This is a genomic window from Haloterrigena turkmenica DSM 5511 (assembly GCF_000025325.1).
GTDB classification, from domain to species: Archaea; Halobacteriota; Halobacteria; order Halobacteriales; family Natrialbaceae; genus Haloterrigena; species Haloterrigena turkmenica.
In genome coordinates, this window is the sequence record NC_013743.1 from 3029959 (window position 1) to 3043806 (window position 13848).

Annotated in this window: 10 protein-coding genes; 6 read left to right on the plus strand and 4 right to left on the minus strand. The window is 62.9% G+C overall.

All coding sequences use genetic code 11. From position 1 onward, the window contains the following. Positions 1-200: 200 nt before the first annotated feature. Positions 201-1283 (minus strand): hypothetical protein, encoded by a 1083-nt coding sequence (locus HTUR_RS14570; RefSeq protein WP_012944084.1) that lies wholly within the window; start codon positions 1281-1283, stop codon positions 201-203. A gap of 91 nt (positions 1284-1374) precedes the next feature. Between HTUR_RS14570 and HTUR_RS14575 the strand changes: the two genes are divergently transcribed. From HTUR_RS14575 to HTUR_RS14590, 4 genes are all read left to right on the plus strand, one after another. Beyond that, the gene (locus HTUR_RS14575) at positions 1375-2307 is read left to right on the plus strand and encodes a hypothetical protein (protein ID WP_226377453.1); all 933 of its coding nucleotides are present in this window, start codon (positions 1375-1377) and stop codon (positions 2305-2307) included. 331 nt (positions 2308-2638) lie between these two features. After that, entirely contained in the window at positions 2639-3454 is an 816-nt protein-coding gene (locus HTUR_RS14580) for an FkbM family methyltransferase (protein ID WP_012944086.1), read from the plus strand. Between the two features lie 10 nt (positions 3455-3464). After that, entirely contained in the window at positions 3465-4595 is a 1131-nt protein-coding gene (locus tag HTUR_RS14585) for a glycosyltransferase family 4 protein (RefSeq protein WP_012944087.1), read from the plus strand. 76 nt (positions 4596-4671) lie between these two features. After that, positions 4672-5838, plus strand: a complete 1167-nt coding sequence (locus tag HTUR_RS14590) for a glycosyltransferase (RefSeq protein ID WP_012944088.1) — start codon at positions 4672-4674, stop codon at positions 5836-5838. 21 nt (positions 5839-5859) lie between these two features. On the opposite strand, the gene aglG is transcribed toward HTUR_RS14590, so the two are convergent. After that, the gene (gene aglG / locus HTUR_RS14595; RefSeq protein ID WP_012944089.1) at positions 5860-6819 is read right to left on the minus strand and encodes a glucosyl-dolichyl phosphate glucuronosyltransferase; all 960 of its coding nucleotides are present in this window, start codon (positions 6817-6819) and stop codon (positions 5860-5862) included. A 202-nt stretch (positions 6820-7021) separates the two neighbouring features. On the opposite strand from aglG, the gene HTUR_RS14600 reads away from it, so the two are divergent. After that, on the plus strand, positions 7022-10018 hold the full coding sequence (locus HTUR_RS14600) for an oligosaccharyl transferase, archaeosortase A system-associated (protein ID WP_012944090.1): 2997 nt from the start codon (positions 7022-7024) through the stop codon (positions 10016-10018). Between the two features lie 123 nt (positions 10019-10141). After that, positions 10142-11068, plus strand: a complete 927-nt coding sequence (locus tag HTUR_RS14605; protein ID WP_012944091.1) for a DUF368 domain-containing protein — start codon at positions 10142-10144, stop codon at positions 11066-11068. A gap of 139 nt (positions 11069-11207) precedes the next feature. On the opposite strand, the gene HTUR_RS14610 is transcribed toward HTUR_RS14605, so the two are convergent. Both HTUR_RS14610 and HTUR_RS14615 read right to left on the minus strand, forming a co-directional pair. Next, positions 11208-12425, minus strand: coding sequence for a Cdc6/Cdc18 family protein (locus HTUR_RS14610; protein ID WP_012944092.1), 1218 nt, complete (start codon positions 12423-12425; stop codon positions 11208-11210). Then, complete coding sequence (locus HTUR_RS14615; RefSeq protein WP_012944093.1) at positions 12426-13772, minus strand: anaerobic glycerol-3-phosphate dehydrogenase subunit C; 1347 nt, start codon at positions 13770-13772, stop codon at positions 12426-12428. Between the last annotated feature and the right edge of the window lie 76 nt (positions 13773-13848).

The following is a 13848-nucleotide window of genomic DNA, read 5'->3' on the forward strand; positions in this document are numbered from 1 at the left end:
TGCGAGTTCCTTTTCCGTGTCGGAGCCGAAAAGCGAGGTTATTGAGTTCGATAGGAACGTATCGTAACACACTCTTAGAGGTCCGGAGTAGCCCTCCGCTGGCGTAGAGTTCCTTCGCTTTGCGGAGATGGTGACGCATACGATGTGGAACTTCCCTCCGGGGAAATAACGTTTCGGTTCAGAGAGCGGCCATTAGTTGTTCAAACTTTGTAACCCAATGCCTCTAGTTGTTCATCGAGCTCTTCCCGAGACATCCGTGCATTATTCGGTTCCTCGACTGTCGGTTCGTGGGTTTCGTTGTCTTCCGCGGACGTAATTACCCACGGGACCTTCCGGATCTGAGGGTGAAGGCTTCCGAGTTTGTGGCCGAGGATTCCGTACTCGCCGAACGCTTCGCCGTGGTCGGAAGAGATTGCCACTCGGTTCGCGTTCAAATTATTCAGGAGGAGTCCAATGTCATCCAAGACGTATCGAAGATCGCTCATGTACGCCTCCCAAATGCTGTCGAGGTCCCCTGTTTCGTAGTAATAGTTCCACCAGTCGTACTCGTGATACTCCAAGTCACGATCCTCTTCGAGTGCTTTCGAAAACCAAGGCGTATGCGGTTGGTGATACTGGAGGATAAGACGATCAAAGTCACGTTCGCGCCCAACCGAGATCGCGCGGTCGGTCACGTATCTCGGTGGCGTGTTTCCTTCCGTATGTCCGAACGGCCCCTCTTCTCCGATGGTTTCGAATTTAAAAAGATACTCCGCCTTACCGAGTTCGCTTATATCTACGGACGGAAAGAGGCGAAGCGTCTTAAATGGCAACGGTCTATCGCTATCGGTCTCGTGGACCTTTGTGTCTAACACCTCTTGGATATGGCTCTGAGCCGATAGGAACGCAGTTTCCCGGATTTGATCGAGATGTTGTTCGTCGAACGTACGGGCGAGCCATTCGGCGGACGCACCCCCTACCGACCAGATACTGTCGACGGTATTGATAAAGTCGTACTCATCTTGGACGATGCGCATAGCGTCCACTCGACACGTATCGAGTAGGATCAGAACGTCCCACTTACGATCAAATACGTTCGTTCCGATCGTTCGGTGGCCGTTGACGGCGATTGCTGGAACTCTGTATAGATAGTCAAGTAAGACCGAATCAACCACTCGAGACGGATTTTTCAGTCCTTTCAGTATATTCTCCTGATTGAGATCCGGCATAGTGTTTAAGTGTTCGGTTGTGAGTCTCCCCTTCTCAATCTTAATGCTATCGGTCAGAACGACCCCGGGTATCATCGCAAAAGCATACTGACGTATGTTAGCTTGTCATGTGAATCGCAACTACCAAACTAGAGTTTAAAGTAGCCGAAATTTGACCCAGTACATGATGGAACGATACACGCTTGAGAATATCAAAAAAGTGCTTCAGAGACCGGAATACGTCCTCTGGGAACTCCAACGAATCGCGTTCGATCTGCGCCACAGCGGTGACTCAGTTGACGTGATGGAACAAGACTGGGACAATCTTATTCTCCTTGACGCCTGCCGTTACGACCGTTTTGAAGCGCAAAATACGATGTCTGGCGATCTCTCGGCCGTCGTCTCACATGGGGGCCGAAGCTGGGAGTTCATGAAAGGGAACTTCGTTGGCGAGCAGTACCATGACACCGTCTATGTGACCGCTAATCCCCACACTGAAAAGTTGGCCGACGACGTGTTCCACGCAGTTCATCCCCTCTATATCGATGAATGGAACGAAGAGCGCGAAACTGTGCTTCCGGGCGACGTCGTCGACGCGGTACTGGACGCATACGAGCGGTACCCGAACAAACGGATCATCGCGCACTTCATGCAGCCCCACCGTCCCTATCTTGGTCCGACTGCGGAAACGCTACAGGAGGAGTACAATATCCGCGGGTTCAACCGAAACATCGCCCACATCGGGGCACGGACGGACCAACCCTCGTACGCGACGCTCCTCGAGCGGGGCGAAATCCCGATCGACAAGACCCGCCAGGCCTATCGCGAGACGCTCGACATCGTACTTGACCACGTGACGTCGCTCACCGAGCAACTCACCGGCAAGACCGTCGTTTCGGCAGACCACGGCGAAATGCTCGGTGAGCGACTGACTCCGTTGACAAAGCCCAAGTTCGGCCATTCATTCAAATACATCCGCAATCGGACGCTGTACGTCGTCCCGTGGCTAGAGTTGGAGGCAGACGCTCGACGCGACATCACGAGCGACGAACCGATCGCCTTCGAGCGGGCCGAGTCCGCCACGGTCGAAGAACGTCTTCGGTCGCTGGGATACAAGTGAACCCGCATCCGAAACTCCCGGACTCCGTGTCATCAGACGGCTCGATACTATCGCAGCCATGGATGAGGAGTCGCGACCATCCACCCCGATTCGACTGTCGATGCTTGCGAGTGGCCAACAGGGGAGCTGACATCACTCCCGCTGGGGACTTCGAACGGGTCATTCGACACTGTCTCCGCTCTGTTCGCCTTCCCGAAGCGTGCGTTCAGGGAGACCCAGGGCATTCGGCGAATGTCGGGGGGCCAACGATAACCGTTCCGAACGACGCGAGGCGCCTGGCAAGCCATAGAGCGTCAGGTACTTGTAGTACACGCAGCATTATGAGGCAACTATGACCCTTCTACACCGGGCGTATCGACTGTTCCGCTCGGAGGGCGCTGGAGCGGTCGCGAGCGGGGCCCGAAAGAAGATCCTCGCTCGGTTCGATCCGATCTATCAGCGGACAAAGCCCGAGTACAAGCGGTATTCGGTCGGCGACGCGAGTGCCGAGTTCGACATGTCCCGCCGCCGGCTGGGTCGACACGACTTCGCCGACGACATCCGCTCCGAACGGTCGCTCATTGAACGCGTCCTCTCGGCCGTTGAGGCGGACGACGTGTTCTACGATGTCGGCGCGAACGTCGGTATCTACTCCTGTCTGGTCGGAAGCCGGCTAGGATCAGGGCACGTTGTCGCCTTCGAGCCGACGCCGGACGCCTACAACGTCCTCCGCCGGAACGTCGACCGAAACGACGCGCCGGTCGAGACGTTCAACGTCGCGCTGTCCGACACGAACGGAACGACCCGAATGGCCGTGAACGGACGGACAGGCCACCAGTTCGCCGACGGCCGCGACGGGACCCTCGAGATCGAGACGCGACGCGGCGACGACCTCGTCAGCGAACGTGACCTCCGGCCGCCGAATGTCTGCAAGATCGATATCGAAGGGGCGGAGTATCTCGCGCTCGAGGGGCTTCGCGAGACACTCAACGATCCGGCCTGTCGTCGCGTCTTCTGTGAGATACACACGGAGAAGATACGGGAGATCGGGGGCAGTGCCGACGAGGTGGAAACGCTCTTTCGGGAACTGGGCTTCGAACTCAAGTTCCGCGGCGACCGGCGCGCGAACTATTTCATCGAGGCGAGTCGGTCGGCCGAACACCGATGAGAAGAGACGAATGACGCGAATCGCCCTCGTCACCCCACGATACCCGCCGACCCACGCCGGCGGCGGAGAGATCAGCGCTCGGCTGCTCGCCGAGCAGCTCCACGCTCGAGACGCCGTCGACGAAGTGGTCGTCTACTCGTTCGACGGCGAGTCCACGGAGACGGTCGGGGGGGTTCCGGTCTTCCGGCTCGCGGACGTTCCGCAGTACCCCTACACCCTGCCGAACGAGATCGCCTACCGGAAGCTCAGGGCGGTCGGGCCAGACCCTGACGTGATCCACGCGTACAACATGCACCTCCATCCCGCCGTGGGACGGCTCTCCGCGACGCTCGACGTTCCCGCGGTGGCGACGCTGAACGCGTACCCGCTCGTCGACTGGGCAGAGGTGAACGTGAGCCCCTCGCTCAAGCGCCGACTGTACGAACGAACACTGCTGCGCCTCGAACGGCCTCGTCTACTGGAGCAGATGGCGAACATCGGCCTATTTCTGCCGCTTAGCAGCGCTGTCGAGCGGGTCTACCGGAGCCACGGGCTCGAGACTGCCGACTACGAAGTGATCCCAAATATGCTCGATCCGTCCTTCGAGGTCCCCGCCGATGGGACCGAGGAGACGGATCAGGTGGAGCTGCTGTATGTCGGCTATCTCCGGGACACGAAGGGGGTACGGTATCTCGTCGACGCGATGGATCGCCTCCCGGAGCAGATCGAACTGACGGTCGTCGGCGACGGGCCGGAGCGGGACGCGCTGGAAGCCCGCGCCGCGAAAGCTGCCGCATTCGACAGGATCGAGTTCACCGGCTCGGTCCCCTACGAGGAGGTTACTCGAGCGTACGCGGACGCGGACGTGTTCGTCCACCCCGGCGTCTGGCCGGAGCCGTTCGGTCGGACGATTCTCGAGGCGATGCAGGCCGGACTCCCGGTTGTTGCGACGGACATCGGCGGTCCCGCGGAAACCGTCCCCCAGTCGGAACTGCTGGCCGAACCCGGCGATCCGGCGAGCCTGAGCGAGAGCATCGAATACGCCGTCACGAACCGCGACCGGATCGGCCGTGAGAACCGACAGTTCGTCGAAGAGCAGTATCATCCGGATGTTGTCGTTCCGCGGTTTCACGACGTCTACGAGCGCGTCCGCCGGGACTGACGCCGAACGGACGCGCTCTCAGTCACCGACGGGAGACCCGTGAAGGATATGGCCGTTGGTCAACGAAACGAACGTAATGACCGATTTCGGAGCGGCCGATCGAGAGCTGGCGGTCGCCCACTGGGGCGAACACGCTAACGGTGGCGGCGATCGCCTCGCTTGGGAACTCGCACGGGTCTTCGAGGACGCACCGTTCTACGTCGGCTGGCGCGACGAATCCATCGAGCCGGCCGATATCGAGGCCGAACAGCTCATCCAAGATCGGCTGCTGAACCGCGCCCTCGAACAGGGTGGACTGGCACGCCAGCTCGCCCATCTCGTGGGGTGGCAGCTCGCGTCGCCGCTGCGGGAGTACGACATCCTCGTCACGAGCGGGAACGAGCCGCTGTTTTACGTCGCTCCAACCGAGCAGACGTGGGTCGCGTATATTCATCACACGAACCGCAGACAATCGGATCAGATCACCGAGATCGAATCTGCACGGTTCCCTCGGCTCCAATTGCTCGTTTACTACGCGATCCGTGTCCTGTTCGATCACAACACTCATCGACCCGATCTCTATGTCGTCAACTCCGAACTCGTCAAGCGTCGAGTCGAGCGGTACTGGGGCGTCCCGAGTGAGAAGATCCGCGTTGTGTATCCGCCCGTCGATACCCACAAATACAATCCGACCGACGAGGAGACGGAAGAGTACTACGTGACCCTATCGCGGCTGGATTGGCACAAAGATATCGACGGGATCGTCAGAGCATTCAACGAACTTGAGCAGCGACTACTCGTCGCCGGTGACGGGCCCGAGCGCGAGCGCCTCGAACGCATGGCCGGCGACAACGTCGAGTTTCTGGGGTTCGTCGACGAGGCCGAGAAACAGCGCCTACTATCGGGTGCGAAAGCGTTTGTATTCAACGGCCGTGACGAGGACTTCGGGATTGCTCCAGTCGAAGCGCTGGCGGCCGGTACGCCACTGCTCGGGGTCAAGGAGGGAATGACACAGTTTCAGGTCGTCGACGGGAAGAACGGCTATCGACACACTCGAACAGGAGAGACCGGACCGTCCCTTACCGAGACGATTCGCCGGTTCGAGAAAGAAGGGGTCGATTGGTCTGCGTCGGAGATTGCCACTTTCGCCGACCGCTTCTCCGTAGATGCGTTCCATGACAGTATGCGAGACGCAGTCGATACGGCGGTCTCGAACGCTGACATCACCCCCTCCTGGTACGAACAGTACGAATCGGACAACTGAGTCGTTTACAATTCGTAACGGTTACGTGCTACTTACGGTGTCGCTCTCAACGGTCAGTTCTGTTCGATCCATTTCGATTAACCCGTACAGGTAACCGAACCCGACCGCCGCGGTAAAAATAAAGATCGTCACGAGCTGCTTCGCTTTCGCACTCGAGGGCCGTCGCACGAGATCCGACAGCCGCTCCGGAACGAACTCGAGCATGAGATCCCGTAGATACTCGTTTTTATCACCCTTCGCCTCGGGCAGCAGCAGATCCATGATCCGTTTCGAGTATCCCTGCCAGAACGATCGGAATACCAGCCACTGGAAGTCCCCACGATAGTCGAACAGTTTGTGATGGACCACCGCATCCGTGTTGTAGATCACGCCCCGTCCGTACTTGTTCGCGATTCGAATGCAGACGGGCGCCTCGTGGGCCTGGATGTGGCGATCGCCGTGGCGGCCCGTGTTCTCGTCGTAGCCGCCGACGTTCAAGAACACCTCGCGGCGAAACGAGATGTTCGAGCCGTACGTGTTCCGCAGTTCTTCCATGTGCTCGCCCATGCCGCGCTCGTCACAGCCGACAAGCCAGTAGAACTCCGCCGGGAAGAAGTCGGGTTTCTCGGTCACCCAATCAGGAGCGACGTGGCCGCCGACGGCGAGGGCGTCGGTCTCCTCGTAGACGCGAGCCAGTTCCGCGACCCAGTCGTCCTCGGCCACGGCGTCGTCGTCGATGAACGCGACGACGTCGCCGGTGGCGATCTCGGCGCCTCGAGTCCGACTGTGCGAAATTCCCTGATTCTCGTCGTTACAGTGCAAGACGACGTCATCGAGGCCCCCGTAATCGTTTTGGACTTGTTCGAAGACCGGTTCGTTCCCGTCGACGAGGATGACAACCTCGAGCGGGTCGTAGGTTTGTGAGAGGACGCTGTCGACGCACTCGGAGAAGACGTCGTAGCGATCCATCGCGTAGGTACAGATAACGACGGAGACCTTCATCGAGACTCGATTGCGATGACCGCAGAATAAGCTTTTTCCTTCAAACACCTCGAACGGTCGTTCTCGAACGCGAATAGCAATCCGATAGCGATAGTCAACGAGACCGAAAACTGCCGGAGGTGTGGGTGTTAGGGCTCCCGGATATCAAACGTCGGTCGGTAGATGACAAGGCTTATTCTCCACTTGTGTCTGGTGGAACCTAATGAGTACGGACACCGAACACGTCGAGGAGGACTCCGAGACGTCATCCTCCCTCCTCGAGACGTGGTCTGACTGGTATCACATCCCCGTGCTCGGGGCTGTGATGCTGTTTATGTTCTGGGTGCGGACCCAGGCGTACGACCGATTCGTTACCGAAGACGGGAGTCCCGCCCTCGCGGGCGTCGACTCGTGGTATCACTGGCGAACAATCGAATGGACGGCGGAGAACTACCCGAACACGATGCCCTACGAGGTGTGGACCGGGTTTCCGGAAGGCAACTACGTCGGCCAGTTCGGTACCCTGTTCGACCAACTAATCGTCACGGTCGCGATGATCGTCGGGCTCGGCAATCCGTCGACTGAGACCGTCTACACCGTCGCACTACTGATGATCCCGGCGATGGCCGCGCTCGTGGCGATTCCGGTCTTCTACGCGGGTCGGCGCCTCGGCGGCACGCTCGGGGGCATCGTCTCCGTGCTCGTGCTCGCACTCGCGAAAGGGCAGTTCCTGACGCGGTCGACGGTCGGCCAGCTCGACCACCACGTCGGCGAGGTGCTGTTCATGGCGATCGCCGTCGTCGCGATGATGGTCGCGCTCACCGTCGCCGAGCGCGACCAGCCGATCTACGAACTGGTCGTCGACAGGGACTGGGACGCGCTGCGAACGTCGACCATCTACAGCGTCCTCGCCGGGGTCGCGCTCACGCTGTACATCTGGGTCTGGCCCTCGGCGGTCCTCCTGGTCGGTATCTTCGGCGTCTTCTTCGCCGTGCAACTCTGCTTCGACTACCTCCGCGGGATCTCGCCGGACCACGTCGCCTTCGTCGGCGCGGTGAGCCTCGGCGTGACCGCGATCCTGACGCTCCTCCTGATGGAACAGCCCGGAAGCACGAGTTCGACGAGCTTCGGACTGCTCCAGCCCCTCGCCGCCTTCCTCGTGGCCGTCGGCTGCGTCTTCATGGCCTGGGTCGCCCGCCAGTGGAACGATCGCGATATCGAGCGGCGGTACTACCCCGTTGCCATCGCCGGCCTCATCGCCGCGGCGCTGCTGGCGATGTGGCTTCTCCTGCCCAGCCTGTTCGACTCGATCGTCGGGAACGCGACGCGGCGCATGCTCCCGTTTGGCGGAACGGCCACCGACCTCACGATTTCCGAGGCCCAACCCCCGGAGAACTTCCTCGACAGCGTCTTTAGCGAGTTCGGAAGCGCGTTCTACACGATGCTCGCCGGCCTCGCTTTCATCGTCATTCGCCCGCTGTTCGGCCGCAAGATCCGCGCCGAGCACACGCTGGTCGTCGTCTGGACGCTGTTCCTGATCAGCATGGCGGCGACGCAGGTTCGCTTCTCGTACTACCTCGTGCTCGGCGTCGCGGTCGTCAACGCCGCGTTCGTCGCGGAGTTCGTTCGCCTCTTCGATCTGGACCTTCAGGCGAGCCTCGAGTCGATTCGCGGAATCGAGACCTATCAGGTGATCGTGCTTTTCCTCGTCGTGATCCTGCTGTTCGCGCCGCTACTCCCGCCGATCGCCGCCGACGATACGACCTCTTGGGAACAAGCCAATAGCACCGGCCCGTCCTACGACGCCACCATGGTCTGGGAGGGGTCGAACGAGTGGCTCGCCAACAACACGCCCGCGCCGGGCAACTGGGGCGAGCACGAAAACGCCGATCAGCTCGAGTACTTCGGATCGTACGACCGCCCCGCCGACGGGGATTACGACTATCCCGAAGGCTCCTACGGCGTGATGTCGTGGTGGGACTACGGCCACCTGATAACGACGCAGGGCGAGCGGATCCCCCACGCGAACCCGTTCCAGCAGAACGCGCCGTCCGCCTCGGCGTTCCTGACCGCCGAGTCCGAGGAACGCGGCGAACTGGTCCTCGATACCATCGCCGCCGGCGAGAACCCGGCCGACAAGTCCACCGAGGAACTCGAGTCGCTGTCCGAGGGCGCCACCCACGAGCAGATGCGGTACGTGATGGTCGACTACGAGATGGCGGCCGGGAAGTTCTCCGCGATCACCGCGTGGTCCGGGCCGAACTACGAACACTACGTGACGCCGTCGGGCCACGAGGACGGAGAGCCGGTGAACATCAATGACTACCAGAACGGGACCATCCCCTACTACGACACGATGCAGTCCCAGCTGTACTTCGACGACGCGGACGGGCTCGAGCACTACCGGACCGTCCACGAAAACGCCGACGCTGGGACGGCGACGATCGCCACCTACGCGAATGTGTTCGTCCCCGGCGCCATTCAGGGACAGGTCGCCCAGGAGCTGCAGGAACTGGGCTACCAGGAGGGTGACGTGATCTACTACCAGGACGGCGAGTTCGCGGCGCCCGGCGAGGGACGTCCGTCGGTAGCGATACAGCAGATGGGATTCCAGCGGATTCAGAGCATCCAACAGAACCCGACCCAGCAGCTACTGGGCGTCCGGAGCGCCGCCGCGGTGAAGACGTTCGAACGCGTCGAGGGCGCGACGCTCACTGGCACCGTCGACGACGCAGACGACGTGCTCGGAAACGAGACGACGGCCACCGTCGAGGTCGAACTCGAGACGAACGCCGGTCGGACGTTCAACTACACGCAGGAGACCGAAGTCGCCGAGGACGGCTCGTTCGAACTGACCGTTCCCTACGCGACCAACGACGAACTCGGCGTCGAGGACGGCTACACGGACAGCGCCGTCGAAGCGACCGGCGAGTACGACGTGACCGTCGGCGAACCGGGCGAAACCGGCTACGCGGCGGAGACGGCCGTCCCCGAGACCGCAGTGGTTCAGGGCGAGACCATCACCGTCGACGGGTTCGAGCAGACCGAACTCGAGGACCCCGACGAGTCGGAAGACGGCAACGAGACCGACGGCAACGAAACCGACGGCGGCTCGACGGACGGAAACGAAACCGACGGCGGGAACGAAACCGACGACGGCAACCAGACCGACGGCGGCAACGAAACCGGTTCGGACGGCGCCGAAGCCGAGGACAACTAACGGCCAACGGATCCCCGTCGTCGCAGTCGATTTTCGATCGGAATTCGCGTCGCGCAATCCGAGCCGCCGCGGCGACCTCCGAAAGTGAGAACGCTTTTCTCCCCGTCCGAAATAGCTCCGGTAATGCGGGAATTTCTCGCCGTGTACTGCAAGGGCTTCTCGATGGGCGCGGCCGACGTCGTCCCCGGCGTCTCGGGCGGGACGATCGCGCTCATCGTCGGCATCTACGACCGGCTGATCCGCGCGATCACGGCCATCGACCCCCGGGCCTTTCGCCCGGCGCTGCGCCCCCACGATCCCGAGGCTCGAGCGCGACTCCGAGCGGAACTCGAGCGAATGGAGATCCCCTTTTTGCTATCGCTGGGACTCGGCGTCGCGACGGCGATCGTGGTCCTCTCGAGTCTCATGCACGGGGCGGCGACGACGTATCCGGTGGCGACGTACGGCTTCTTCTTCGGGCTGATCGCCGCGTCGGCGGTCGTCCTCTACGGCGAGATCGACCGGTGGACGGCCGGCCGCGTGGCCATCTCGGTCGGCGCGATCGCGCTCGCGTTCGCGGTCTCGGGGACGACCGCGGGGAACGTGCCACACGGGCTTCCGATAGTCCTCCTCGCCGGAGCGATCGCGATCTGTGCGATGATCCTCCCCGGCGTTTCGGGCGCGTTCTTCCTCCTGATCCTCGGCCAGTACGAGTACATGACGGGGACGTTAAGCGGGTTCATCGACGCGCTCGTCGATCTGCTCGACGGCGGCGCGCTGGCGCCCGTCCTCGAGAGCGGAACGGTCGTCGTCGTCTTCGGCGTCGGCGCGGTCGTCGGCCTGTTCACGATGGCCCACGCGGTCGGCTACGCCCTCGAGCGCTACCGGGCCGCGACGCTGGCCGCGCTGGTGAGCCTGATGGTGGGCGCGTTGCGACTGCCCGTCGAGCGCGTCTCGAGCAACCTCGGCGAGACGTCGCTCGGAACGCCCGGCGTCGCCGTCGCGATGGCGCTCGCCGGCGCCGGCGCCGTGCTGCTGGTCGACTGGCACACCGACGACCTCGAGTACTGAGCGGCGATCTGGAACGCAGAACGGAGCGACGACTGATTTTCGATAGCGGAAGCCCGATAGCCGACCGCGAGGGCGAACGTTCGATAGCGAGGACTCGAGCGGATCGGTCAGGTCGAGACGTCGAGCGGAGAACCGGCCGTCAGGACGAGGGCGCGGTCCCGTCTCCGTCCGCGGCCTCGTCGTCGGTTTCGCCATCGGTCTCGTCGAGGCTCGGTCCGAGCGTCCGGAACGCGATCGTCGGGAACCGCACTGCGAGCGCGCTGGGGCGTCGGCCGCTCCCGGTCGCCGAGAGCGGGACGCGGTCGACGACGCCGCGGTCGGCGAGTTCGTAGAGGAACCGTTTGACGGTGCCCGCGGTCAGCGACGAACGGTCGGCGATCTCGGTCGCGAGGTCTCGAATCGGACGGTCGTCGGCGTCGATGGCGACGAGATCGAGCAGCACGCGCTGGCGGGTCTCGGACAGCGAGAGCACCCGATCGAGGTGGACGCAGTCGTCGGGAACGTCGGCTTTCGCCCGCTCGAGGTGCGCCGAAGCGATCCGGTCGCTCCCGTCCTGGCTCGCGAGGACGGCGGCGCCGAACAGGGCCGCGAGCGCGTCGTGGGCGTTCCCGTCGGCCCACGCCGCCAGCTCGCGGACGGACTCGTGATCGAGCGCGCCGGCCGCGAGCCCCGTCGACGCCCGATCGGAGACCACCTCGACGAGTTCGTGGTCGCGGTAGGCCGGGACGGTGACGGTCGGATGCTCGGCCGCCAGTTCGTCGGGGGCCTCCCGGCCGACCGCGACGGTCGAGACGCTGTCGGCGACGGGCTCGAGCAATTCGCGGGCCCGCTCGTAGGCGAGCGTCTCGGGCTCGTCGTGGTGGTCGACCGCGACGACGGCGTGGCGGTCCGGCCGCGCGAGTTGCTGCTGGAGCCGGTCGCGGAGGTCGTCGGTCCCGACGCCGCTCTCGGGGACGGAATCGCTCGAGAGCACCGAGAGGACGGTCCGATAGAGGGCGAAGGCGCTCTCGACGCGGCGGCCGTCGACGTAGACGAACCACGTCGAGGAGCCGGTCTGACCCGCCCGGGTCGTCGTGCCGATCGACCGGGTCGATTCGCCGAGTTGCTGGTTCAACGCGTCGAAGACGGCGGTGACGATCGCGGACGTGCCCGCGCCCGCCGGGCCGACGACGGCGATCGGCGGCGGCAACTCGCCGTCGAACACCGCCTCGAGCGCGTCGAGCAACTGTTCTAAGACGGGGCCGCGACCGACCGGGTCTGCGGGGTGGACCACCGGGCTGAGGTAGTCCCGGTCGACGAGGATCTCACGGTCCTGCCGCGCCGACCGTCGCCGGGCGATGCGCTCCCGCAGCTCCATCTACCCGGCCTCCCGGCGCCCGCTCACGGCCGAGTCGGTCCCGACCAGCGCCGCCTCGAGGACCTCGAGCGTGTGTTTGATCTCGTAGCCGGTGCCGTGTTCCATCTGCATCGAGCAGGTCGGACACTCGGTCAGTCCGGTCTGCGCGTCAGCCGCGTCCATATGTTCGAACATCTCCTCGCCGATCTTCATCGACGTCTCGTAGTTCTCCTCCTTCCAGCCGTAGGTGCCGGAGATCCCCGAACAGGAGTCGCCGACGTCATGGGCCTCGATGCCGTCGATCGCGTTCATCAGTTCGATCGTCTGTCCGTCGAGTCCCTGGTTACGTGAATGACACGGTGCGTGATAGGCGAAGTCCTCGCCGTCGACGCTGGTCCCCTCGAGTTCGCCCTCGAGGTCCTCGTGAACCCGGAGATACTCGACGGCGTCCCAGGTGTTCTCGGCTACCGACTCGGTGTTCTCGAAATCGAACAGTTCGGGGTACTCCTGACGCAGCGACATCGAACAGGAGCTACAGGAGGCGACGATATCGGCGCCGTCCTCCAGCGCCGCGGCGAGTTCGCGGACGTTGGTCTCGGCGGCCCGCCGTGCGTCCTCGAGCATGCCGTTGGCGAACATCGGCGTCCCCGAGCAGGACTGGTCGGGCACCATGATCTCGTAGCCGAAGTGCTCGTAGACGCGGACGAGCGCCTTCGCAACCTCGGGCGTGTTGTAGTTCGAGTAGCAGCCGTGGAAGTAGGCGATCCGCTTGTCCGGGTTTTCGACCTTCGCTCCGCCTCGCTTCGTCCACCACTCGCGGAACGTCTCGGTCGCGAACTCGGGGAACTCCCGCTCACTCGTGATCCCCAGCACCTTCTCGCCCAGCCACTTCGTGGCGGACAGCCCCATCACGAAGTTCGCCGTGCGGGGGAACGCCGCCGCCAGCGGCGCGAGTCGGCGGTAGTTCGCGAGGATGCGATTGCGGAGGTACTCTCGAGAGAATGTGTCCATCTGCTCCTCGACGTACTCCCCGCGGGCCGTGTTGTGCATCTGAGAGAGGGGCACCTCGGAGGGGCAAGCGCTGTCACAGCGCATGCAGTTCGAACACTTCATCACCGAGTCGTCGACGTCGTGGTCGTCCTGGCGCTTGAGCCGCCACTGCTCGGGGCCCTGGAACTTCGGGCCGGGGAACTCGTCGTCGACCTCGGCGACGGGGCAGTTGGTGTCGCAGGTCGAGCACTTGTAGCAGTTGTCCGCCCCAGGCCGAAGGTCCATGTCTTCGGCCTCGGGGAACACCTGGATGGGTTCGAACTCCTCGTCTTCGGCGCCCGGTACGTGATCGTCGGTCGGTTGCTCTGCGTCGCTCATGTGTGTCCTCGTAGTCGTCGTGTCTCGCTCGCTCTCGAGTCGGCCGGTCGTCGGTTCTCGCTCGAGTCGCCCATTG

Excerpts from the sequence above, each read along its gene's own strand:
- HTUR_RS14570 (WP_012944084.1), bottom strand. The coding sequence starts at position 1,283 with ATGATACCCGGGGTCGTTCTGACCGATAGCATTAAGATTGAGAAGGGG.
- HTUR_RS14585 (WP_012944087.1), top strand. The coding sequence starts at position 3,465 with ATGACGCGAATCGCCCTCGTCACCCCACGATACCCGCCGACCCACGCC.
- HTUR_RS14575 (WP_226377453.1), top strand. The coding sequence starts at position 1,375 with ATGGAACGATACACGCTTGAGAATATCAAAAAAGTGCTTCAGAGACCG.
- HTUR_RS14610 (WP_012944092.1), bottom strand. The coding sequence starts at position 12,425 with ATGGAGCTGCGGGAGCGCATCGCCCGGCGACGGTCGGCGCGGCAGGAC.
- HTUR_RS14605 (WP_012944091.1), top strand. The coding sequence starts at position 10,142 with ATGCGGGAATTTCTCGCCGTGTACTGCAAGGGCTTCTCGATGGGCGCG.
- aglG (WP_012944089.1), bottom strand. The coding sequence starts at position 6,819 with ATGAAGGTCTCCGTCGTTATCTGTACCTACGCGATGGATCGCTACGAC.
- HTUR_RS14590 (WP_012944088.1), top strand. The coding sequence starts at position 4,672 with ATGACCGATTTCGGAGCGGCCGATCGAGAGCTGGCGGTCGCCCACTGG.
- HTUR_RS14600 (WP_012944090.1), top strand. The coding sequence starts at position 7,022 with ATGAGTACGGACACCGAACACGTCGAGGAGGACTCCGAGACGTCATCC.
- HTUR_RS14580 (WP_012944086.1), top strand. The coding sequence starts at position 2,639 with ATGACCCTTCTACACCGGGCGTATCGACTGTTCCGCTCGGAGGGCGCT.
- HTUR_RS14615 (WP_012944093.1), bottom strand. The coding sequence starts at position 13,772 with ATGAGCGACGCAGAGCAACCGACCGACGATCACGTACCGGGCGCCGAA.